This window comes from Corallococcus sp. AB030 (assembly GCF_003668965.1).
Lineage (GTDB): Bacteria > Myxococcota > Myxococcia > Myxococcales > Myxococcaceae > Corallococcus > Corallococcus exiguus.
Map to the genome: position 1 here is coordinate 1 of NZ_RAWQ01000081.1, position 21,376 is coordinate 21,376.

The 21,376-nt window shown below is 69.5% G+C and carries 18 protein-coding genes and 1 pseudogene; 15 read left to right on the forward strand and 4 right to left on the reverse strand.

Annotated elements, in window-relative coordinates; genetic code table 11:
* The first annotated feature begins 1 nt into the window (after position 1).
* The 10 genes from D7Y15_RS46775 to D7Y15_RS20060 all read left to right on the forward strand — a co-directional run bounded on the left by D7Y15_RS46775 (position 2) and on the right by D7Y15_RS20060 (position 9,734).
* Positions 2-151, forward strand: a complete 150-nt coding sequence (locus tag D7Y15_RS46775) for an MYXO-CTERM sorting domain-containing protein (RefSeq protein ID WP_368667389.1) — start codon at positions 2-4, stop codon at positions 149-151.
* 209 nt (positions 152-360) lie between these two features.
* Positions 361-1,851 carry an RsmB/NOP family class I SAM-dependent RNA methyltransferase gene (locus D7Y15_RS20020; RefSeq protein WP_121753607.1) on the forward strand — a complete coding sequence of 497 codons (1,491 nt, stop codon included), beginning with the start codon at positions 361-363 and terminating at the stop codon, positions 1,849-1,851.
* 35 nt (positions 1,852-1,886) lie between these two features.
* On the forward strand, positions 1,887-3,659 hold the full coding sequence (locus D7Y15_RS20025; RefSeq protein WP_121753608.1) for a M61 family metallopeptidase: 1,773 nt from the start codon (positions 1,887-1,889) through the stop codon (positions 3,657-3,659).
* Between the two features lie 13 nt (positions 3,660-3,672).
* On the forward strand, positions 3,673-5,097 hold the full coding sequence (locus D7Y15_RS20030; RefSeq protein ID WP_148712818.1) for a tetratricopeptide repeat protein: 1,425 nt from the start codon (positions 3,673-3,675) through the stop codon (positions 5,095-5,097).
* Between the two features lie 67 nt (positions 5,098-5,164).
* Positions 5,165-5,554, forward strand: coding sequence for a carboxypeptidase-like regulatory domain-containing protein (locus D7Y15_RS20035; protein ID WP_167548359.1), 390 nt, complete (start codon positions 5,165-5,167; stop codon positions 5,552-5,554).
* 279 nt (positions 5,555-5,833) lie between these two features.
* A complete protein-coding gene (locus D7Y15_RS20040) occupies positions 5,834-6,712 on the forward strand; it encodes a ribonuclease HII (RefSeq protein ID WP_120576658.1) in 879 nt (292 codons plus the stop codon).
* Positions 6,709-7,344, forward strand: a complete 636-nt coding sequence (locus D7Y15_RS20045; RefSeq protein WP_121753611.1) for a hypothetical protein — start codon at positions 6,709-6,711, stop codon at positions 7,342-7,344. Before D7Y15_RS20040 ends, D7Y15_RS20045 begins: the two co-directional genes overlap by 4 nt.
* Before the next feature lie 180 nt (positions 7,345-7,524).
* Positions 7,525-8,352, forward strand: a complete 828-nt coding sequence (locus D7Y15_RS44725) for a peptidoglycan-binding protein (protein ID WP_233605031.1) — start codon at positions 7,525-7,527, stop codon at positions 8,350-8,352.
* A gap of 53 nt (positions 8,353-8,405) precedes the next feature.
* Positions 8,406-9,290, forward strand: coding sequence for a hypothetical protein (locus D7Y15_RS20055; protein ID WP_126935477.1), 885 nt, complete (start codon positions 8,406-8,408; stop codon positions 9,288-9,290).
* Between the two features lie 81 nt (positions 9,291-9,371).
* Positions 9,372-9,734: a DUF3060 domain-containing protein gene (locus tag D7Y15_RS20060; protein ID WP_120576653.1), complete on the forward strand. Its 363-nt coding sequence runs from the start codon at positions 9,372-9,374 to the stop codon at positions 9,732-9,734.
* A gap of 53 nt (positions 9,735-9,787) precedes the next feature.
* Here D7Y15_RS20060 and D7Y15_RS20065 read toward each other — a convergent pair whose 3' ends face one another.
* On the reverse strand, positions 9,788-11,575 hold the full coding sequence (locus D7Y15_RS20065; protein ID WP_121753613.1) for a DUF885 domain-containing protein: 1,788 nt from the start codon (positions 11,573-11,575) through the stop codon (positions 9,788-9,790).
* Positions 11,576-11,681: 106 nt separating this feature from the next.
* Here D7Y15_RS20065 and D7Y15_RS20070 point away from each other — a divergent pair, with 106 nt between their 5' ends.
* The 3 genes from D7Y15_RS20070 (at position 11,682) to D7Y15_RS20080 (ending at position 14,608) form a co-directional block, all read left to right on the forward strand.
* Entirely contained in the window at positions 11,682-12,155 is a 474-nt protein-coding gene (locus D7Y15_RS20070; protein WP_120576651.1) for a MarR family winged helix-turn-helix transcriptional regulator, read from the forward strand.
* Positions 12,145-12,756: a VOC family protein gene (locus D7Y15_RS20075; RefSeq protein ID WP_148712819.1), complete on the forward strand. Its 612-nt coding sequence runs from the start codon at positions 12,145-12,147 to the stop codon at positions 12,754-12,756. Before D7Y15_RS20070 ends, D7Y15_RS20075 begins: the two co-directional genes overlap by 11 nt.
* A 130-nt stretch (positions 12,757-12,886) precedes the next feature.
* Positions 12,887-14,608: a GMC oxidoreductase gene (locus D7Y15_RS20080; protein WP_120576649.1), complete on the forward strand. Its 1,722-nt coding sequence runs from the start codon at positions 12,887-12,889 to the stop codon at positions 14,606-14,608.
* Between the two features lie 229 nt (positions 14,609-14,837).
* On the opposite strand, the pseudogene D7Y15_RS20085 reads toward D7Y15_RS20080, so the two are convergent.
* Both D7Y15_RS20085 and D7Y15_RS46610 read right to left on the reverse strand, forming a co-directional pair.
* A pseudogene (locus D7Y15_RS20085) lies at positions 14,838-15,797 on the reverse strand (FAD-dependent monooxygenase); the annotation flags it as partial.
* 223 nt (positions 15,798-16,020) lie between these two features.
* Positions 16,021-18,375: a M4 family metallopeptidase gene (locus D7Y15_RS46610; RefSeq protein WP_304988683.1), complete on the reverse strand. Its 2,355-nt coding sequence runs from the start codon at positions 18,373-18,375 to the stop codon at positions 16,021-16,023.
* Between the two features lie 285 nt (positions 18,376-18,660).
* Between D7Y15_RS46610 and D7Y15_RS20095 the strand changes: the two genes are divergently transcribed.
* Complete coding sequence (locus D7Y15_RS20095) at positions 18,661-19,266, forward strand: hypothetical protein (RefSeq protein WP_120576648.1); 606 nt, start codon at positions 18,661-18,663, stop codon at positions 19,264-19,266.
* A 12-nt stretch (positions 19,267-19,278) separates the two neighbouring features.
* Here the strand turns inward: D7Y15_RS20095 and D7Y15_RS20100 are convergent, their stop codons facing one another.
* Positions 19,279-20,187, reverse strand: coding sequence for a LysR family transcriptional regulator (locus D7Y15_RS20100; RefSeq protein WP_120576647.1), 909 nt, complete (start codon positions 20,185-20,187; stop codon positions 19,279-19,281).
* A gap of 94 nt (positions 20,188-20,281) precedes the next feature.
* Here D7Y15_RS20100 and D7Y15_RS20105 point away from each other — a divergent pair, with 94 nt between their 5' ends.
* Positions 20,282-21,157, forward strand: a complete 876-nt coding sequence (locus tag D7Y15_RS20105; RefSeq protein ID WP_121753614.1) for an aldo/keto reductase family oxidoreductase — start codon at positions 20,282-20,284, stop codon at positions 21,155-21,157.
* Positions 21,158-21,376 lie beyond the last annotated feature (219 nt).

The following is a 21,376-nucleotide window of genomic DNA, read 5'->3' on the forward strand; positions in this document are numbered from 1 at the left end:
GATTCCGGGCACGCCCACGACGCCGGGCGTCACGCCGGGGGATGACTCGAACGGGGGCGGTGGCTGCGCCGCCGGCCCGTCCGCCGCCCTGATTCCCGCCGCCGCGGCCCTCGTGGCCGGGCTGGTGCGCCGCCGGCGCCGGAACCGCTGAGCCCCCGGAGGCGGACCGCGCGAACCTGTCCGACTGTCGGACAGGTTTTCGGACCCCGCCGGGGAGGGGCGGACCCAACGGAGGTCCGAAGCCCCAGCCCCCCAGCGGCTCCCAGACGCCTCCGGCCAGCCCATCCAGGGCCTTCCGGGGGCGTCTTTTGCGTTCCCTGCTTGTCAACGTCACCCGGGGATGCAAAGGCCCCATGCGACATGGCCACGACTCGTAAGCCTGGACCTTCCCGCGGCGGCCCCCCCAAGTCCGGCGGGCCCCGCACGTCCCGCCCTGGCGCGCCGAAGAAGCGCAAGGACGCCGGTGGACGCGCCGACAAACCGAAGATGAGCCGCGCCCAGCATGAACGCGCGCGCCCCAACCCCAACCGCCCCCTGCGCGAGGACCTGGTCCTCCAGGCGTGTCTGGAGGCCTACGGCGGCGTGCGCCGCGAGGGCCGCCTGTCCGACCGCGCCCTGGAGTTCGTGCTGCGCCGCAAGACGACCCTGTACTCCACCGAGCGCCGCGCCGTGGCCGAGCGCGTCTACGCGCTGCTGCGCCGCCAGCGCACCGTGGACTTCCTCCTGGAGAAGTCGCACAAGAAGTTCGACGCCCTGGACGCCACGCGGCAGGACGTCATGCGGCTCGCCGCGTCCCGCATCCTCCACGGCGAGGACCCTACCTACGTCGCGCGCTCCAGCGGGCTCACCGGCCCGGACGTGTCCGTGCTCGACCGCCTGCCGGACGCCGCCGCGGACCTGGACGCCCTGCCGGAAGCGAAGCGCTTCCCCATCGCCGCGTCGCTGCCGGACTTCCTCGCGGACCGCTTCAAGGCCGTCTTCGGCAAGGACGCCGCGCGCGCCGCCGAGGCCATGAACGAGCGCGCCCCGCTCATCGTCCGCGCCAACACGCTCAAGGGCGACCGCGCCCAGCTCCAGGAGCGCCTGGCCGCGGAGGACGTGGAGTCCACCAGGCCCACCGCGCTGTCCCCCTTCGGCCTGGTGATGGAGACGCGGCTCAACCTCTTCTCCCTCCAGGACTTCAAGGACGGGGGGTTCGAGATCCAGGACGAGGGCAGCCAGCTGTTGGGCATGCTCGTGGACGCGCCGCCCACCCGCGTGGTGGACGCGTGCGCGGGCGCGGGCGGTAAGACGTTGCAGCTGGCCGCGCAGATGAAGAACCGCGGCGACCTGCACGCGCTGGACGTGGATGAAGGCCGCATGGAGGACCTGCGCAAGCGCGCGCGCCGCGCCGGCGTGCACAACGTGCGCACGCAGCTCATCCCCCACGAGGGCCCGGACGCGGACGCCGCGCTCACGCCGCTGAAGGGCCTGGCGGACCGAGTGCTGGTGGACGCGCCGTGCAGCGGCTCCGGCACCTTCCGCCGCAAGCCGGACGCCCGCTACCGCCTCACTCCGGAAGACCTGGAGATGCACGTGGGCCGGCAGAAGGCCCTGCTCGCGCGCTTCGCCATGCTGGTGAAGCCCGGCGGCCGGCTCATCTACGGCACGTGCAGCGTGCTGCGTGAGGAGAACGAGAACGTGGTGGAGGACTTCCTGTCCAAGCACCCCGACTTCAGCGTGCGCCCCGTGGCGGAGGTGCTGGGCGCGGAGCTGGGCGCGAAGCTGGGGCCCGGCCCCTTCTTGCGGCTGGCCCCGCACACCCACGGCACCGACGGCTTCTTCGGCGCCGTGCTCGTCAAGGCGAAGTAACCCCGCCGTCCCCCAGGAAGAAAGGCCCTCCGTCCATGTCGCTCGCCGTCCACTACCGCGTCGCCATGCCCCGCCCGCATGCGCACCTGTTCGAAGTGGAGGCGAGCTTCCCCGCCGGGACGGACTTCCTCGACGCGGTGATGCCGGTGTGGACGCCGGGCAGCTACCTGGTGCGCGAGTACGCCCGCCAGGTGCAGGACGTCACCGCGCAGGGCCCGGACGGCCAGCCCCTGCCGGTGCGCCGCGTGGACAAGCGCACGTGGCGCGTGGACGCGCGAGGGCAGGCCGTCACCCTGCGCTACCGCGTCTACGCGAACGAGCTGTCCGTGCGCACCAGCCACCTGGACGGCAGCCACGCCTACTTCAACGGCGCCACCGTCTTCCTCTACACGGAAGCCACGCGCACCCTGCCCCACCACGTCACCGTGGACGCGCCGGAGGGCTGGCGCACGTTCTGCGCGCTGGACTCGGAAGGGGCCACCTTCCACGCGCCGGACTACGACGCGCTCGTGGACAGCCCCTTCGAGGTGGGCCCGCACACGCCGCTCACCTTCACCGCCGCGGGCGTGCCGCACGAAGTGGTGGTGTGGGGCGACAGCGTGCCGGACGCGGACCGGCTGTGCGCGGACATGCAGCGCATCTGCGAGGCCCAGGCGCGCATGTACGAAGGCCTGCCGCTCAAGCGCTACCTGTTCCTCGTCTACCTCACCGACAAGGGCCGCGGCGGGCTGGAGCACCAGGCCTCCACCGCGCTGCTCTTCCCTCGCACGGGCCTGTCCTCGCTCCGGGGCTGGGAGGACTTCCTCACGCTGGTGGCGCACGAGTACTTCCACCTGTGGAACATCAAGCGGGTGAAGCCTCGCGCGCTGGTGCCGTTCGACTACTCGCAGGAGAACTACACCACGCTGCTGTGGGCCTTCGAGGGCGGCACCGCCTACTACGACAACCTCTTCGTGCGCCGCGCGGGCCTGATGTCCCCCACGCGCTACCTGGCCCGGCTGGGGGAGACCTTTTCCCTGCTGCACTCCACTCCGGGCCGCCGCGTGCAGTCGCTCACGGAGGCGTCGCTCGTCAGCTGGGTGAAGCACTACCGCCCGGACGAGCACTCCACCAACAGCGCCATCTCCTACTACCTGAAGGGAGAGGTGGTGTGCGCGATGCTGGACCTGGAGCTGCGCCGCGCCACCAGCGACGCGAAGTGCCTGGATGACGTCATGCGGTTGCTGTGGCAACGCCATGGCGACGGCTCCGGCGTCCCCGAGGACGGCGTGGAGCAGGCCGCGAGCGAGGTGGCGGGCGTGGACCTGACGCCCTTCTTCGACCGGACGGTGCGCTCCACGGAGGACCTGGACTACGGCGTCTTCGCGCACGTGGGGCTGGAGGTGTCCTTCCGCGTGCGGGAGGCCCCCAACGACAAGGGCGGCACGCCGCCGCGCCTCAAGGGCGAGCCCAAGCCCAAGGGCTGGCTGGGCGTCACCTTGCGCGGCTCCTCGACGCTGTCCACCGTACCGGAGGGCACGCCCGCGCTGGACGCGGGCCTGTATCCGGAAGACGACGTGGTGGCGCTGGACGGCTGGCGCGTGGACGGCGCGGGGCTCATCGCCCGCTGCGAGGACAAGCGCCCCGGCGACACCGTGAGGGTGACGCTGTTCCGCCGCGACCGCCTGCTGGAGGTGCCCGTCGTCCTGGGCCAGAAGCCCGCGGACGCCGCGTGGCTGCAACGCGTGGAGCGCCCCACGGACGCGCAGAAGGCCGCGTTCCAGGCGTGGTTGGGGTCCCCCTGGGACGAGACTCCCGGCCCAGCGTAGGCTTTCGGGCCGCATGGCCCCTTCCCTCCCTGCCCCTTCCCCCTGCGCGAGACACCCGGACGCCGCCGCTGGCTGGCGTTGCGAGCACTGCGAGGCATTGCTGTGCCCCGCGTGCGTGGAGACCCGGCGCACGGGCACGGTGGAGTACACCGTCTGCGTCCGGTGCGAGGGCACGGCGAACGTGCTCCTGCGCCACCGCTCGCAGCGGGCCCTCCGGACCCGCCTGACCGGCGCCCTGCGCTTTCCCTTCACTGTTCCGGGCCTGCAGACGCTCCTGGCCGTCAGCCTGATGCTGGCGGTGCTGCGCATGCTCGGGATGGGCGTGCGCATCCTCGTGGTGCTGCCCATGGCGCTCGGGCTGGGTGTCTTCTGGTCCGCCTTCTTCGCGCTCGTGCGCGGCGCGGCCCGGGGCGACGCGGATCCCGAGGGCCCCGGCTTCACCAGCATCGTCCAGGACAACATCGTGCCGGGCCTGCGCGGCCTGGGCGTCACCGTGGGCGTCTTCGTGCCCGCGCTCGCGCGTGCCTGGCACCTGCTGCCCTCCGTGTCCGGGTACGAGTCCGTCGGGCGGATCATGCTCCCGCTGCAGGCCCTGGGGCAGCCCGTGGTGTGGGAGGACCCCTTCTTCTGGGGGCTCGCCGGCCTGGGACTCCTGTGGCTGCCGTGGGCGCTGCTGCTGGCCGCCACCTCGCAGTCGGTGTTCACCGCCTTGAATCCCTTGCGCACGCTCGGATGCCTGCGGGCGGTGGGGCCCGACGCGGGGCTGATGACGGGCGTGTTCGTGCTGCTGGCGTGCGCCCACGCCGTGATGCACTGGGGCGCGGCCTGGGTGTTCTACCTGCCCGTGCCCTTCGTCTCCACGTGGCTCGCGGAGGCGCTCACGTGCCTGGCGCCCTTCGCCGCCGCGAGCCTGCTGGGGCTCGTGCTGTACGTGCACGGGGACGCGCTGGGCTATCTGCCCGCGCGCGACCTGCTGGAGCCCACGCTGGGTGACACCGCGCCCCAGCGCGTGCCCGTGTCCCTTCTCGAGTCCCCGGTGCTCGAAGCCCCGGGCCCCGCCGACGCCGGAGTCGAAGCGAAGGTGGCCGAGCTGGGCGCGGCGGTGGAGGCGCGCGACGTGGCGAAGGCGCTGGCGCTGTATGGCGCGCTCCACGTTCTGCCCCGCCTGAAGCTTTTGCCGTCACACCATCTGTTCATCGGACAGGCCGCGGCAGTGGAAGGAGATTTCCCACTGTCGGTCAAAGCGTTGGAAGCAGCGGCGGACACGGCGCCGGATGAACCCACCGCGCCCCGCGCGCTGGTGCTGCTGGCGCGCGTGCAGGGGGAGAAGTTGGGAAACACGGTGCGCGCGGAGGAGATCTACCGCTACATCGTGCATCGTTATCCGGACACGGAGGCCGCACGTTTTTCCCATGCGCGGCTGCCGCCCGCCGCCTGACATACGCATTGCAGCACCCGCCCCCCGGTACCAGATTCCATGCATGGGACGGGTTGGGGGCGTGGGGATGGGAAAGCGTTTGAAGACGTATGGCGGGTTGGGGCTGCTCGTGGGCGTGCTGATGACGGGCTGTGATGATGCCCCCAGCGCGAACCGGCACGAGGACACCTGCGCGGAGCCGCGGTCGCTGCGCGTGGAGGTGATGTCGTCGGACGGCGCGTACATCCAGGGCGCGTCCGTGACGGCCACCAACCTGGAGAGCAACATCAGCATCACCGGCGTGACGGATGACCGGGGCGTCACCACGGCCATCAACGAAACGCTCGCGCCCAGCCCCATCCGAGTGGTGGCCACGGCGGGCTCGCACGTGACGCACGCGGAGCGCGTGGAGTGGACCTGTGACGAATGCCACTGCACGCCTGTTCCCGACACGGTGACGCTCAAGCTCCAGGATTGAGCCGGAAGACCCGCCAGTGAGGGCCGGCGGGCGCGGAAAATCCGCCGCCTCAGGCCGTGGGGTGGTTGTGCACACCCACCTGTGCGCGGTACCACTTACGCCATGCGTCAAACCCGCATGCGCGCGAATGCGTCGGTCCGGCTCTCCTCCAGCCTCGCCGCACGCCCGTCTGGCCTGACGGCGTGCGAGCAGGCGTGTTGTCGCGGCACTGGTGTCTCCCCACTCCAGTAAGCCGTGCAACCGCGCTACCCGCCGGGTAGGCAATCCCGAAGGTCCCCCATGTCCGCAGAGAGTGTGCAGGCGCTGCTCGAATGCTCGGTCACCGAGCTGACCGGGCGGTTCGTCACCCAGGCGCAGCCCGTCCCCCAGGGTCTGCTGGAGGCGCTGGAAGCAGACCCCCGTCAGGGTGCACAGACGCTCGCGCGCAAGCTGCGCTCGCGTCAGGAGAAGAACCGGGCGGAGGGTCAGCGGCTGCGGCACCTGCTGAAGTTCGAGACGGAACTGTGGGAGCAGGGCCTGTTGAAGGTCGCGGGCGTGGACGAGGCGGGCATGGCGCCACTCGCGGGCCCCGTCGTCGCGGCGGCGGCCATCCTGCCCCGGGGTTACAAGCTCAAGGGGCTGGACGACTCGAAGAAGATCCTGGACCCGGACAAGCGCGAGGCATTGGCGGAAGCCCTCAAGCGCGACGTGGTGGCGTGGGCAGTGGGCCGGGCGGAGGTGGAGGAGATTGATCAACTCAACATCTACCACGCGGGTCTGCTGGCCATGCGGCGCGCGGTGGAGGGGTTGGGGCTGACACCTGACTACGTGCTGGTGGACGCGCGCACGATTCCCCAGTGCCCGGCTCCGCAGCGCGGCATCATCAAGGGCGACTCGCTGTCGTTGAGCATCGCGGCGGCGTCCGTGCTGGCGAAGACGACTCGCGACCGGCTGATGGCCCAGTTGGACGCGCAATATCCCGGCTACGGCCTGGCGGCGCACAAGGGCTACCCCACCGCGCAGCATGTACAGGCCATCCAGGCCCTGGGCGTGCTGCCCATCCACCGCCGGAGCTTCGGTCCGGTGCGCGAGGCGCTCGGACTGGCGCAGCCCTCCGGGCCCGTCCCGATGCAATCCGAGCTGTTCGCCGCTACTCCTGCTCCGATGGCGAAGCGATGAGCGCGGACAAGGACATCGACGGGTGGTTGGCGGAGCGGGGCGTCACGCTGATGGACGCGCGTGCGCGGGCGAGGGGCGTGTTGGAGGAGGCAGGCCTCACGCGGCCGGGCAAGGCGCGGATGAGCGAGCCCAAGCTCCTGCGAGCGGCCGAGGTGCTGTCCGAGCGCTTCTTCCAGGTTTGCGCGGATCCCGGCTGCATCCAGGTGGCGTCAGCGAGCGGCCGGGAGCCTTTGCGTGTCGAGCCCCGAAGCCACTGCGCCCGGTGCGGCGGTTCCGCCAACCGGCGCGCGGAGGTGGCGTTCCTGGAGATGTGCCATCAGCGCGGCGTGCAGCGCGTGGTGGTGGTGGGTGGCTCGCCCGCGGTGCGTGAGGAGTTGGAGGCGAAGCTGAGCGGCCCCATCTCCCTGCGCATGGTGGACGGCACGGAGCGCCGCACGGCGGACCGCGCGAAGAGCGACCTGGAGTGGGCGGACCTGGTGCTGGTGTGGGGCGCCACGGAGCTGCACCACAAGGTGTCCACCCACTACACGCACCTGGCGTCCTCGCACCACCGCAAGGTGGTGCACGTGGTGCGCCGGGGCGTGGCCGCGCTGCTGGACGAGGCGATGGTCCATCTGCAGCGAGCGCGCTAGGAAGCAAGGCGCACCTTGGAAGGAGGCTCCCGTTTCTGGCGCCTCCCCGAGCCGATTCGCATGTTGCCGGCAGGAGGCCGCATGCGGAGGAAAGCACAGACATCCCGGGCACGGCCAGGCAAGGCCCGCCAGCGGAAGGCCCCTGCCGGCTATAGCCGAGCGAAGGGGGCGAGCCTCCCGTTGAAGGGCTACACGCTGCCCGCGGTGGACCTGAAGCGCGGCTCGAGTGGCACGGGGGTGAGACAACTCCAGACCGCGCTGGTGAAGCTGGGCCACATGACCCAGGCGCAGATGAACACGGGCCCTGGCACATTCGGTGCCCAGACGGAAGGCTCGCTCAAGAAGTTCCAGAAGGCGCACGGCGTGGATGCCATTGGCGTCTATGGCCCGGAGACGCGCGCGGCGTTCAAGGCATTGGGTGCGACCCTGGGTGGCGCGGAGACGCCCCCCACCCCGGCGCCAGCAGGGCTCCGCGAGAAGATCGTCGCGGAGGGACTGTGGGGGGCCGCCAACCAGGACCGGATCCACTACGCGCAGATACGCCCGATCGACGGCATCCGGCTGCGCCACAAGCTGCCGCTCGACATCGACTGCTCGGGCTTCGTGACGCTTTGCTACAGGTGGGCGGGCGCTCCCGACCCCAATGGCAACCGTTACAGCGGAGCGGGGTACACAGGCACGCTCGAAGCCCACATGCTTCACATTCCGTTGTCCCAGGTCCAGCCAGGGGACCTCTGCCTCTGGCAGGGAAAGCATGTGTCATTGGTCATCCAGGGCGGCGCGGATCCCCTGCTCATCTCCCACGGCTCGGAATCCGGCCCCTACGCAATCCGGACGTCGGCCCAGAAGAAGTGGTACCCGGCGGGGACGCGCCTCATCTGGCTCACCTCTCCCCTGAAAGTGAAGGAGGGCCTGAAGAGCGCGCGGAGGACGCCCAGCCGCGAGGACAAGGCGCGCGGGGACCCTCCCGCGGAGGAAGGGCTCTTTGAGACTGGCATGGCAATGTGAGCGCGAAAAACGACATGATGGATGCCTGGAGATGCAACCCCCAGGAGTCCTGCGTGCGAAGCCTCTCATTCCGGTTCCCCCGTCTCGTCTCGACGCTTGTCGTGCTGGGCGGTTGTGAGCGTCAGGAGAAGCCACCCGCGCCCACGCGGTCCGAGCCTGCGCCGGTCAAGGCCAGCACGCCCGCGCCGGCCACGCCTTCGCGGAGCACCACCGAGCAGGAGCTGCGCGAGCGGCTGCGGTGCGAGGCGCTCCTGGGCCTCAGTGGGCTGTTGGCGGGCCAGAAGGAGTTCTTCGGGGAGAAGGACGCCTGGACCCCGGACGTCACACGACTCCCCACCCCGGCGGCGTGCGCGGATGGCAGCCGCGTGCCCGCGCCGGACGCCACCTGGCTCGCGGGTTGCCACTTCCGCTATGCGGTCTCGGTGGCTGGCTCGACGCCCGACGACAGCACCTTCAGCGTGCGCGCGGTGGGCGTGGGCGGACTCGCCGAAGGGTTCACGTACACCCTGACGCATGGGTACGCGGACAGGAAGCTCGTGCGCGTGTGGCCCTCGGAGCTCGTCCTCGAGGAGTGCCATGGCGTGCGCAGGCCGGAGGGGACGCCCCTGCCAGCCCCGCTGTGCGAGGGCGCCAGCAACCTGAAGGCGCTCTTCACGGCCGAGAAGGCGTACTTCGGGGAGAAGGACCGCTTTTCGGAGAGCGCCGCCGTGGTGGGCTTCCTTCCGGAGCCCTGCCTCGATGGCTCCCGAGTTCCGGTGCCCGATGACACGTGGATCGCGGGCTGTCACTTCATCTACCGCGCCGAGGTCTCAGGCACGGCGCCGGAGCAGACCTTCCGCCTCACCGCGCGCGGAATGAGCGGCCCCGTGGTGGAGCAGAAGCTGACGCTGGACTCCCAGTACACCTGGAGCCCAGCCGATCCAGGCTGCGCGCCCTGACGTGTTGAATCTTCCTTCGACCGTCACGTAGATGGGAGGCGTGCGGCATCAGGCCCGCACCTCTCCTCGGGGGACAAACGGATGAACAGGAAGCTCGGCGCGGCGGTGTTCATGATGGTGGCATGTGCCTTCGGCCCGATGACGGCCGTCGCACAGGAGGGCTCGGGCAATATCGACATCACCGGCAATGACGAGACAGCGACCCACGCATGTACGCCGGGCAGCACGGTGGAGATCACCGGCAACTCCAACACCGTGACGCTGACCGGCGACTGCAAGAGCGTCGAGGTGAACGGCACCGACAACAAGGTGAAGGTGGAGGCCACCGGTGCCATCTCCGTGACGGGGACCTCCAACTCCGTCACCTGGAAGCGCGGTCACGGCAAGTCGAAGCCGAAGATCAGCCGCACCGGCGTGGACAACAAGATCACGCAGGAGAAGTAGCCGTCGGCCCCCGCGCCCGCTTCGTCATTGAAGCGGGCGCGTTGGGGCAGCGCTCAAGGGGACGCGGAAGGCGCCGCGTCCTCGCCAAGCAACAGCTGCCGCACGATGGGCACCGGCGGGTAGCCATGGGAGACCACGGCGTCGTGGAAGCGCTGGAGGGTGAAGTCCCTCCCCCACTTCACCTTCGCCTCCTCACGCAGTTCCATCAGCATCTTCTTGCCCAACGCGTACACCAGGTACGTCGGGTCGGACGTGCCACGGCGCGCCTCGCGCTCCGCGTTGATGCGCGTCATGTACGCCTCCTTCTCGAAGAGGCTCACGGCCTGGTCGTACGTCATCCCGCGCGTGTGCAGGGACAGGCCCGCCACGTAGCGCGCCAGCCGCTGGAGATAGAGCGCCAGCTGGTTCAGGCGCAGCCGGTCCGCCTGCGGACCCGTGCCGCCGTAGCCCTCGTCCAGCATCATCTGCTCCGTGTACAGGCCCCAGCCTTCGCTGAAGGAGCCTGAACCCAGCAGCCGGCGCACCTTGGACTGGATGCGGTTCGTCCACAGGAACTGCACGTAGTGCCCCGGGTACGCCTCGTGGATGGAGACCAGCGGCAGCGCGTAGCGGTTGTAGAAGCTCATGTGCTGCTCGGCCTGCTCCGCGCTCCACGCCGGGTCCGGCGGCGTCACGTAGTAGTACGCCTCCGTCGCCTTCATCTCGAACGGGCCGGGCGTGCTCATGCTCGCGAAGGACAGCGCGCGGCTGAACACCGGCGTCTCCGCCACCTTCGCGCGAACCTCACTGGGCACGGTGATGATGCGGTGGTCGATGAGGAACTGGCGGATGTCCTCCAGCGTCGCCGTGGTGGTGGACACCAGCTCCGCGCCCGCCGGGTGCTCCTTGCCCAGCTCGCGGTACACGTCCATGGGCGCCTTGCCCGGGGCAATCCGCGCGGCCACCGCACTGAACTGCTCCTGCGTGCGCTTCATCTCCGCGCGCCCCCAGGCCAGCAGCGAGTCGATGCTGTCCGTGACGCCTTCCTCGTACTGGAGCTTCTGGCGATACGTCGCCTCACCGATGGCGAAGTCCCCGTTCGAGCGGGCCAGCAGGTCGTCCTGCAGGAAGCGGATGTAGCCATCGATGGCCTCCAGGCACCGCGCCTGCGCGCGCTTGAAGTCGTCCTGGAGCGCGGCGTCCTGCACCGGCGCGAAGGCCTGCGGCAGCGTCTGCGCGTAGAGCGAGCGCGTGCCCTTCGCCTGCTCCAGGGCAATCTCCGTCCACAGCTTCGGCGGGTTCTTCAAGTTCGCCGGGGCCGCCGCGAAGACCTCCGGCACCACCGCCATGCGCTTCACCGCCGAGCGCATCCGCTCCTCCAGCGGCGCGAAGTCGCGGTTGATGAGCTGGTACACGGCGTTGGACGCGAAGCCCAGGTAGGCGTTCGGGTTGCGCTCCCACGAGCGCACCGTCTCCAGGTCCAGGATGCGCGCGCGGAGGTGATTCTCCAGGATGTCGTAATCGGCCCGGTCACCGGGCGGCAGCGCGGCGCGGTCCACTGCCTTGGGCAGCGCCGCCAGCCGGTCCTTGAGGAATGCCAGATGCGACGCGCGATCCTCGGGCCGGAAGCCGCGCAGATCTCCGTCATACGTGTGCACGCCCGCGGAGGTGGCGGACATGGGCGAGCGGCGGAAGTGCTCCTCGAAGTACCCGTCCACGAAGCCGCGCAGCGCCACCTGTGCGGAGGACTCCGAGGGCGCGGCGGCCTGCACGTCGTCCCGGGTCGTGGAGCGGGACGTGGTGCAGCCAGGGGACAGCAGCAGCAACGCGGCGAGGACGCTCGGGGTTCGCAGTGCCTTCATGGAGCCTCTGGGGGAAGGAGACGCGGGGAGCGTCGCCCATGGCCCCTTGCACGACAAGCGACCCGGAGAGTTGACATGGACCTGTCAAATTGACAGGTTCCTGCCAATGCCACCGTTGACCCCAAAAGCAGAGACCTTCAGTGCCCTGGTCCTGGAGGTGTTCCAGTTGAATGGGTTGCTGCTCCAGGCTGGAGACCGGCTGAGCGCTCCGGCGGGACTGACGAGCGCCCGCTGGCAGGTGCTGGGCGTCATCGACCATGGCCCCGCCACGGTCGCGGCCGTGGCGCGCACGATGGGGCTCGCGCGGCAGAGCGTGCAGCAGACGGCGGACGCGCTCGCGAGCGACGGGTTCGTGGAGTTCGTCGACAACCCGCACCACCAGCGGGCGAAGTGCGTCGCCCTCACGGCCGCCGGTCGCCGAGCCTTGCGCAAGGTCGAGCAGGCGCATGCCACGTGGGCGGACCGGCTTGGCGCGAGCCTGCCCCCGGCGCTTCTCGCCGCGGCGGTCGAGGGCGTCCGCGAAGCGCGCCTGCGGCTCGAAGAGGACCTGACCGAAGCGGAGCGCTCCCATGAAAAGTGACACCAGCATCCCCCTGATCCCCTGCGTGGAGCTCGCGTCGACGCTCGAGTTCTACGCGCTGCTCGGGTTCGAGGTGACGTACCAACAACGGGCACCCAATCCCTACGCGGCGACACAGCGGGGAGGTGCGCAGCTCCACTTCTTCGGCCTGAAGGGATTGGATCCGCTGAAGGCCTTCAGCAGCTGTCTGGTCATCGTGGACGAGGTCGAGGAACTGCACGCGCGCTTCCTCGACGCGCTGCGGAAGGCCTATGGGCGGACTCCCGTCCGGGGACTTCCACGCATGACTCGCATGCGGAAGGGACAGTCGCGCTTCACCCTCACCGACCCCTCCGGCAATTCGCTCATGTTCATCCGCCGGGATGAACCCGACGGTTATGGCGATGACGGGAACACACCCACCTCCATCCTCGGCAAGGCCCTCAAGACGGCCCGGCGTCTGCGCGACTTCAAGGGCGATGACGCCGCCGCCGCGAAGGTCCTGGATGCCGCGCTCAAGAAGCCGGACGCGGGGACGGAGAAGGAACGGGAACAGGCGCTCGCGGACCGCGCGGAGCTGGCCGTGGCCCTGGGGGAAGTGTCCGCCCTCCTGCGTCCCTGAAAGACGCCAGCGCTTCCTGAAGCGACGCATTTCTCTGCTCGCGCGGGCGTCCCCGCCCCCGGGCTGTCGCGGCATGGCACCTGCAAATCCAAAGGCAAGCACCTCCAGCCCCATTGCTTGCCGAGGTCCCATGGCCGCCAACTACAAGAAGTTCTTCGCTGGCTCCCGCAACATCCCGAAGGGCATCTCGCTCGGATATCCCGTCCCCGGTCCGCAGGAGGCCAGCGCGGATCAAATCGCCGGACAGGCGTTCTTCGCCACGCCGAACGACTGGAGCGACATCCAGGCCTCGGCCTATGACTTCATCGTGATTGGCACCGGGCCCACCGGGGTGGCCTTCATCGAGCAGACGCTGAAGCACAACCCGAACGCGCGCATCATGGTGCTGGAGCGGGGCGGCTTCTGGTTGCCCACGCACTACCAGATGCTCCCGCTCGCCTTCCAGGCCGCGACCGGCTCACCGCCCACCACGTACCCGTGGACGCGCACGACACGGATGGCGACCACGGAGCTGGAGTTCTTCCAGGCCGGCTACATCCCCGTGCTGGGCGGACGATCCACCTACTGGAGCGCCTGGTGCCCCGCCCCGACTCCCGACCTGATGCGCGACTGGCCGCAGGAGCTGATCGACGTCACGCTCCAGCCGGGCTTCTGGGATCGCGCCCGCGCGTTCCTGCACGTCACCACGATGGACAAGGTCCACGACGGCGTCTACGGCAGCCTCCAGCATCAAATCGATGTGAACCTCCGGGAGAACTTCAAGCGCTACGTGCCCTCGGCGGAGAGCGCGTTCCCGGCCCCCATCGCCGTGGGCCATACGCCCTGGAAGGGCGTGAAGTTCTACAAGTACTCCACCGTCGGCACGCTGCTGGACCTGCAGCAATCGCAGAAGGCGCTGGCGGCCCAGGGCCAGGGACAGCCCCTGACCATCGTCGACCACTGCGTCGTGGACCGCCTGGTGCATGACGGCCATGGAACGGTGACCGCTCTGGAGACCACCCGCGGCCCGCTGGCGGTGAGCTCGGCGAAGGTCGTGCTGGCGATGGGGACCATCCCGCCCGCGACGCTGCTGATGAACTCCTTCAAGGAGGCCCTGCCGAACATCGGCAAGCGTTACACCGGCCACTTCATGTCTCACATCACGGCGCGCGTGAAGCGCTCGGCGTTCAAGGACCTGGCCGCGCTGGAGATTGGCGCCACCTACCTGGATGGCAAGGCGCCCAATGGCTTGCAGTATCACGTGCAGACCAGCGCCTTCGCCTCCGCGAACCCGGAGGCCGACGAGAGCACCATCGCCCACGAGGCCCCGGACGCGGCGGCCGTCGCGTCGATGGCGCAGCTGAAGGGCTCCGAGGATTACGTCGTGTTCGTCTGCGCGACCCTGGGAGAGGTGAGCGAGAAGAATCCCGACAACTGGATCCGCATGAACGGCGGCACCGACCCCGCCACCAACATCACCCTCCAGCTCCAGCCCGGCGTGCAGGACCACCACCTGTGGGACGTGCTCGACGAGGCGACCTACCAGTCCATCGACGTCATGGCCGGGCGTGCCGGGTGCTCGGACCCGGAGGTCGAGTACTGGGTCGACGACGCGAGCGGCAACGGCGGCCGTTGGCAGTCGGAGCGGCCGGACCGGAAGAAGATCCGCCTGAACATCATCGTGCACGAGGCCTCGCCGCTGTGGATGGGCAAGGACCCGGCGACGTCGGTGGTCGGCCTGGATTACCGGCCACACGGCGTCCACAACGTCTACGTGACGGGCGGCGCGCTCTTCCCCACTTCGGGCTCGTGGAACCCCACGCTGACCATGTGCGGACTGGCGCAGGACCTGGCGGACCGCCTGCGCGGTTGAGCGGTGTGAAGTAGCGCGGCTCGGCGGTGGGCCCGGCCGCGCCCTGCATCTTCTTGCCCGCGACGGCCATCACCGCGACCAGGACGGTGAACATCAGGTGCAGCACGCCGAGCGGCTTGAGCACCATCTGTCCCGCTCGCGTCTGCCCCGCCTGCACCCGGTCCACCTCGGGCTGGCGCTCACTCTGGATTCTCTCGAAGACCGCCGCGTCCAGCGGCCGGCCTTCATGAATGGCATCCAGCAGGTGGTTGGCGGCCACGAACGTGTCCTTGATGGCCAGGTTCAGCCCCTGCCCTCCCGACGGCGACATGGTGTGCGCCGCGTCTCCCAGGAAGAGGACCCCGGGGGCATGCCACCGCTTCACCCGGTCCACGAGGATCCGCAGCACCTGCCACTCCGTGTGCTCATCGAGCTTGCGTTCCACATGGGGCCGGAGCCTCTCCGGCACCGTGGGCAGCAGCCGCCGGCGCAGCTCCGGGAGGTCCTTGCGCAGCCCGTTGAGGTCGCCCGGCTCGCTGAAGGCGACGTGCAGCCGGTGCCGCGTGGAGGGCTGGAAGACAACCACCCGCCCCTTGCCGAACAGGTGCACCTGGAGCGACGTGGGCAGTGCCTCCGGTGCATCAGCGAGATCGAAGCGCAGCCAGAGCGCGTCGGCCGTCGACTCGAACTGCTCGATCTCCAAGCCGCAGGACTTGCGCAGGTGGCTGTTGCGTCCGTTGCACACGATGAAGAGGTCTCCGTCGACGCGCTCCTCCACGCCGTCGCGGCGGGTCCTCAGCGCGACCACGCGCCCCTCCTCCTGCACGGCGTCCAGCACCGTGGTGCCGAAGTCCATGCGGTAGTGGGGATGACGCAGGCATTGCTCGTGGAGCAGCGCGAGCATCCCGGGCTGCGACACCACGGCCCCCAGCTCCCGGGGACCGGGCACGCGGACCGTGCGGCGCTCGCCCACGTACATGACCCGCTCGATGTCCAGCAGGGCCTGCCCCCGCTCGAGCAGCGCGGTGAAGAACTCCGCGCGCTTCAGTGCTTCGACAACCGGCGCCTGCAGGAGCTCGCCGCGGAACTCGCGTTCGAAATCCGGATGGCGCTCCAGGACACGGACCGGAACACCGTTCGTGACCAATTGATACGCGAGGACCATTCCGGCGGGACCACCGCCCACGATGACAATGCGAGGAGGCTTCATGGCGGCCCTTCTACCGGACCTGCTCCTCCTCCGATGTCGTCCGTTCAGCCATGTCGAGTGCGCTCAGGACAGGCGACCCGGACGACGTGCGCGTGACGTGCCCACCCACCGTGCGGATTCAATCCGGCTTGACTCCACCCATCCCCCCTGCGCCCAGGCGAGCTGAAACAGCAGGCCCGGGCCACGTGACGCGGCCCGGGCCTCTGGATGAAATGGCTCCCGCTCAGAACGCGCGCAGGCCGAGCGCGTAGGTGGAGATGGACGCCGCGGAGGCGCTCTCGTGGTCCTTCGACGCGGCCGCGCAGCCCGAGTTCACCGGCTTGATGCGCCAGAGCATGTTGCCCGCGCCGCTCCAGTTGACGAACGCCCCGCAGCCGCTGAGCGCATAACCACTGCTCAGGCCCACCATGTAGCTGGGGTGAGAGACTACCGACGACGTGCCGCTGTTGACGACGTTGCCGATGGTGCCCACGCCCGGGATGGTGCCGTTGATGCCAATGGCATACGCCGTCGCCGAGGCAGGCGACGAATTGGTGTGGTCCTTCGAGCGCACGCGCCAGGACGTGGAGGTCGAGGGCGCCGAGGCGGTGGCCAGGTTGCCCGAGCCGCTCCAGTTCACCCGGATGCCGCCGCCCGCCAGCACGTAGCCCGCCGGCAGGGACGCGGTGACGTCAGGGTGCGCGACCGTGCCGCTCGTCGCCGTGCTGACGGCCAGGTAGGTGCGCAGCTGCGCCGGGGTCAGCCCCGCGACCTTCAGGCCAATGGCCCACGCGCGCACCTGCGCGGGGTCCGCGATGAGGTGATCCTTGGCCGACACCAGCCACGAGGTCAGCCCCGTATCGGGGTACGACGCGGTCAGCAGGTTGCCCGAGGGGCCCTCCTTGCCCTCGCCGCCACCGCCAATCACCACGAAGTCGCTGGGGACGGTCACCGTGAAGTTGGTGGTCGTCCCGGCGCTCGTCGTCGCATAGCGCTCGAAGACCGCGATGGTGAGCTTGCCGCTGGTGTCCGTCTGCCGGAACAGCTCGACCGCGCCGCCGCAGCTCACGCCCACCGCGGCGAAGGCCGACGCGACGTTGGAGACATTGAAGCCGTAGTCCTGCGCCGCGGTCTGCACACCGCACGCGCCCTGGTTGAAGTCCGTGCTCGGGCCCCAGTACAGGTCATTGGCGCGAGCAAAGACCTGGAACGCCTTCACCGTGCCCCAGCCCGGCGTGGTGGCCAGCAGGTAGAAGGCCTTGTTGTACACGCCGGACGAGTAGTGCACGTCCAGACCGTTGTAATAGTTGGAGGCATGGCCGATGGAGCGACCGTCCTGTGGCGGGTTGGCCATGTAGCGAAGCGCCCCGCTGCTCTTGAAGATTTCAGCGCCGACGAGGAAGTCATTGGTGCCGCGCATGTAGTACTCGGCGGCCTCGCCCGCGATGTCCGAGTAGGCCTCGTTGATGCCGCCGGACTGGCCTGAGTAGATCAACCCGGAGTTCTGCTCGGTGAAGCCGTGGGACACCTCGTGCGCGCCGACGTCCAGGCTGACCAGCGGGTAGAACGTCGAGTACCCGTCGCCGAACGTCATCGCCGAGCCGTTCCAGAACGCGTTCTCGTAGTTGCTGCCGTAGTGCACCCGCATCGTGAGCTGGAAGGTGAGCGGGGCCTTGCCCACGTAGGCCTGATACATGTTGAAGATGACGCTGCCGAAGTAGTGCGCGTCATTGAGCGGCGAGTACGCTCCGTTGATGTTCTTCACCGTGTTGCGGGGACACGTATAGGAGAACGGGGTGGAGCCGCTGGTCCCGCCGTTGAGGTTCACGGTCTGGACGTTGGCGTTGGTCATCGTGCACGTGGTGCCGGACTGGGCCACGTCCATGTAGCCGTAGTTCGTGCCGTACTCGTACTGGCCTGTCTTGACGTTGCCGCCAGGGCCCGTGCCGATGAGCACGTGTTGCAGGTTCTCCCACTGCTTGAGCACCCGGCCCCCCTCCGCGTCGACGATGACCATGGGCCGCGTGGGCGCCCCGCCACCGACGAGGTCCGCGAAGTAGCTGACGACGTAGGCCTTGTGGGCGCGGCCGTCGTCGTCAACGTAGATCATCAACTCGGAGCGCTCGTTCTCGACGAGCATGGCGCGCACGCGGTTGCCCAGACTGGCCCCCTTGGCGATGTCCAGCGCCTCCGCGGCGGACAGCCGGGGCGCCCCCGCCGGGATGTCCCGCTCCAGACCAGTGACCTTGCGCCCGAACAGCGCGCGCAGCTCCCCGTTGGCGTCCTCATTGACGATGACGTGCTCGCCGAAGATGGGCAGGCCCCGGAAGGTCTGCTGGTAGCGGTGGGTGCTGACACCGTGGTCGCTGACGCTGTCGAGCAGGGTCAGTCCCGAGTTCGCGTCGAGGCCCAGCGCCTGCGCGTGGCGGGCAGGCTCACGGTCGGCGCCACCCATGAGGAAGGTGGCCGCGTGCCGCTGGCGGATCGCCCCCAACTCCTCCTGTTGCAGGTCGACACGGCTCGCCGCGGAGGCGGAGCCAGCGGCCAGCATCGACGTCAGGGCCGCGGCAAGGGCTGGGTTCTGGAGAAGGGATTTCACGTCTGACACTCCTGGAGAGCGCGGTTGCGACCGCCGCGAGATGCAGCGCGAAATAACCGCCATCCGAGAACAAGCCTAAAAAGCAGAAACACCGGACGTCAACAGCCCTCCCGCACTCCAAGTACGGCCCCGGCTGTCATATGACACACATGTCATGATTGTGACGCTGGAGCATGGCGCTCAGGCCCTGCGTCCCTCTGAGAGTGCGTGGCATTGCGATTGCTCTGCGTCGCGCCACCCGGCGTTCCCGTACGCCCGGAACCTTCACGCCTGCCCGAGGAAGCCATGCGTCCAGCCCGTCCCTCCGTCTTCGAGCGAATCCCCACCGCGACCCGCGCCTGGGCCTCGCGCCTGGTGCTGCTGCTGGCCTGCGCCAGCGTCGTGGCCACGTCGCGAGCCCAGTCTGAAGACGTGGCGTCCCCGGTCCACACCGGCACGCCCTTCCGCCTGACGGCGGAGACCGACAAGGTCACGCGCACGCTGGTCGTCCGGACCTCCGCGAAGGAGAAGTTGTCGGATCCGGTGGAAGGCGAGCTGCACATCCAGGCCAAGGCCAAGTGGACGCCGGGTGCCCCCACCCAGACGCCGCAGCCGTCGCTGGCGATCAGCTTCCTCGACGGGGAGCTCACCTACGGAGGCCAGTCCGGCGTCCTCGAGCCCGACGTCGCCGTGACGGTGGAGAACGTGGCGTACTTCGGCGGGAACTGCGCGCAGAATCAAGGCTGCGAGTGGACCGTGCAGGTCGTTTTCGACGTCCGATCCAACTCGGACTCCGGCACCATCGAGGCCCCCGGCACGGTCGACGTGGAGTGGACGGCCCAGGGCTTCGCGCACGTGCTGGACGACTCCAGTGTCCCCAAGGGTTTCACCGTGAGCCTTTCCGAGCCCTGACGCCCCCTGGCATCAAGGCGCTGCCGCTGAAGCCTTGATGAAGTCGATGAACGCCCGGAGCGGCGCGGGCACGAAGCGCCGCCCGGGGTAGTAGAGGAACGGCCCCGGGAAGGGCTGCCACCAGGGTTCGAGGACGGGAACCAGGGCGCCGCTGTCCAGGTACGGACGCAGCCAGTCCTCGAAGAGGTGCACGATGCCGGTGCCCGCGAGCGCGGCGTCGACGGCGAGGTCCGTCGCCCCACCCGCCCTCACGATGAGCGGTCCCGAGGGCTCGACCGTCACCACCTCGCCGTCTCGTTCGAACTCCCAGAGCGTCATCGCGCCGCTCGCGAAACGGCCGCGCAGGCACGCATGCCGCAGCAGGTCCCGGGGATGTTCCGGCCGTCCATGCCGCTCCAGGTACGCCGGGGCCGCGGCCGTGGCGTGGCGCTGGACGCGAGGCCCGATGGGCACCGCGATCATGTCCTGCTCCAGCCGCTCGTCGTAGCGGATGCCCGCGTCACAGCCGGCCGCGATGACATCCACGAAGCTGTCCTCGGTGATGACCTCCAGTTCGATGTCGGGGTACGCGGCGAGGAACGGCGGGACGATGCGCGGCAGCACCAGCCGTGACGCGCTGATGGGCACGTTGAGGCGCAACACGCCGGCGGGCCGGTTGCGGAACCCGTTCACCACGTCGAGCGCGGCCTCCATCTCCGTCAGCACGGGCGCCAGGCGCTCCAGCAGGCCCTCTCCGGCTTCGGTGGGGACAACACTGCGCGTCGTGCGGTTGAGCAGGCGGACGCCCAGGCGTTCCTCCAGCCGGCGGACCGCGTCGCTCAGCGAGGACGCGCTGCTCCCGCTCAGGCGGGCACCCTCGCGGAAGCTGCGGGCCCGCGCCACCACCACGAAGGCGTTCAAATCACCCAGGTCGACCTTCACTGTTCGCCACTCCGCACAACCTGTACGGGTCGTGCCCCGTTATGCAGAAAGTCCACGGTGGCTATGCATGCTCCATCTCAAAAGGAGATGGAGCATGCCCGGTATCGACTCATCCAGCACCTTCCCCCTCGGGGGCCACCCCGTGAAGCGCCTCGGCTATGGGGCCATGCAGCTCGCGGGACCCGGCGTCTTCGGCCCGCCGAAGGACCCGGACGCCGCCCGTGCCGTGTTGCGCGAGGCCGTGGCCCGCGGGGTGAACCACATCGACACCAGCGACTACTACGGCCCGCACGTCACCAACCAGCTCATCCGCGAGGCGCTCACGCCCTACGCCGACGGCCTCGTCATCGTCACCAAGATTGGCGCCCGGCGCGGCAATGACGGCTCCTGGCTCCCGGCCTTCTCGAAGGAAGAGCTGACGCAGGCCGTGCACGACAACCTGCGCAACCTGGGACGGGACGTGCTGGACGTGGTCAACCTGCGCTTCATGTTCGACACGCACGGGCCCGCCGAAGGGCCCATCGAAGAGGCCCTCACCGTCCTCGCCGAGCTCCAGCGCCAGGGCCTGGTGCGCCACATCGGGCTGAGCAACGTCACCGCCAGACAGGTCGCCGATGGACGGCGCATCGCGGACATCGTCTGCGTGCAGAACCACTACAACCTGGCGCACCGGCACGACGACGCGCTCATCGACTCGCTCGCGAAGGACAAGATCGCCTACGTGCCCTTCTTCCCGCTGGGAGGCTTCAGCCCGCTGCAGTCGTCCACGCTGTCCGCCGTGGCGGCCCGCCTGAACGCGACGCCCATGCAGGCCGCGCTGGCGTGGCTGCTGCGCCGCTCGCCCAACATCCTCCTCATCCCCGGCACGTCGTCCGTCGCGCACCTGAAGGAGAACCTGGCCGCGGCCGAGCTCACGCTGCCGGAGGATGCGCTCAAGGAATTGGAGTCCGTGGCGAGCGCGAACGCCTGACCTCCGGAGGCGCTTCCCGCCCATCGCGCAGCCGCTCCAGCAACTCCGCGACGGGCGGGAGGCACCTCAGGACACTGACTCCAACGCGGCGAAGGCTTGAGCCAATGCGCGCGTGAAGGGGCGGTCGTCCTGGCGTTGCCCCTCCAGTGCTCGCAACTCGGGGAGCAGCGCTGGGTCTCCAACTCCTGTCGGACACGCGGGCGGCGGAGCACGGAAGGC

What these genes read in the sequence shown, in the direction of transcription:
- D7Y15_RS20045 (WP_121753611.1), top strand. Translation starts at nt 6,709, where the DNA reads ATGAGCGCGGACAAGGACATCGACGGGTGGTTGGCGGAGCGGGGCGTC.
- D7Y15_RS20080 (WP_120576649.1), top strand. Translation starts at nt 12,887, where the DNA reads ATGGCCGCCAACTACAAGAAGTTCTTCGCTGGCTCCCGCAACATCCCG.
- D7Y15_RS20030 (WP_148712818.1), top strand. Translation starts at nt 3,673, where the DNA reads ATGGCCCCTTCCCTCCCTGCCCCTTCCCCCTGCGCGAGACACCCGGAC.
- D7Y15_RS20095 (WP_120576648.1), top strand. Translation starts at nt 18,661, where the DNA reads ATGCGTCCAGCCCGTCCCTCCGTCTTCGAGCGAATCCCCACCGCGACC.
- D7Y15_RS20070 (WP_120576651.1), top strand. Translation starts at nt 11,682, where the DNA reads ATGCCACCGTTGACCCCAAAAGCAGAGACCTTCAGTGCCCTGGTCCTG.
- D7Y15_RS20075 (WP_148712819.1), top strand. Translation starts at nt 12,145, where the DNA reads ATGAAAAGTGACACCAGCATCCCCCTGATCCCCTGCGTGGAGCTCGCG.
- D7Y15_RS20060 (WP_120576653.1), top strand. Translation starts at nt 9,372, where the DNA reads ATGAACAGGAAGCTCGGCGCGGCGGTGTTCATGATGGTGGCATGTGCC.
- D7Y15_RS20025 (WP_121753608.1), top strand. Translation starts at nt 1,887, where the DNA reads ATGTCGCTCGCCGTCCACTACCGCGTCGCCATGCCCCGCCCGCATGCG.
- D7Y15_RS20040 (WP_120576658.1), top strand. Translation starts at nt 5,834, where the DNA reads ATGTCCGCAGAGAGTGTGCAGGCGCTGCTCGAATGCTCGGTCACCGAG.
- D7Y15_RS20105 (WP_121753614.1), top strand. Translation starts at nt 20,282, where the DNA reads ATGCCCGGTATCGACTCATCCAGCACCTTCCCCCTCGGGGGCCACCCC.
- D7Y15_RS20020 (WP_121753607.1), top strand. Translation starts at nt 361, where the DNA reads ATGGCCACGACTCGTAAGCCTGGACCTTCCCGCGGCGGCCCCCCCAAG.
- D7Y15_RS20035 (WP_167548359.1), top strand. Translation starts at nt 5,165, where the DNA reads ATGGGAAAGCGTTTGAAGACGTATGGCGGGTTGGGGCTGCTCGTGGGC.
- D7Y15_RS20065 (WP_121753613.1), bottom strand. Translation starts at nt 11,575, where the DNA reads ATGAAGGCACTGCGAACCCCGAGCGTCCTCGCCGCGTTGCTGCTGCTG.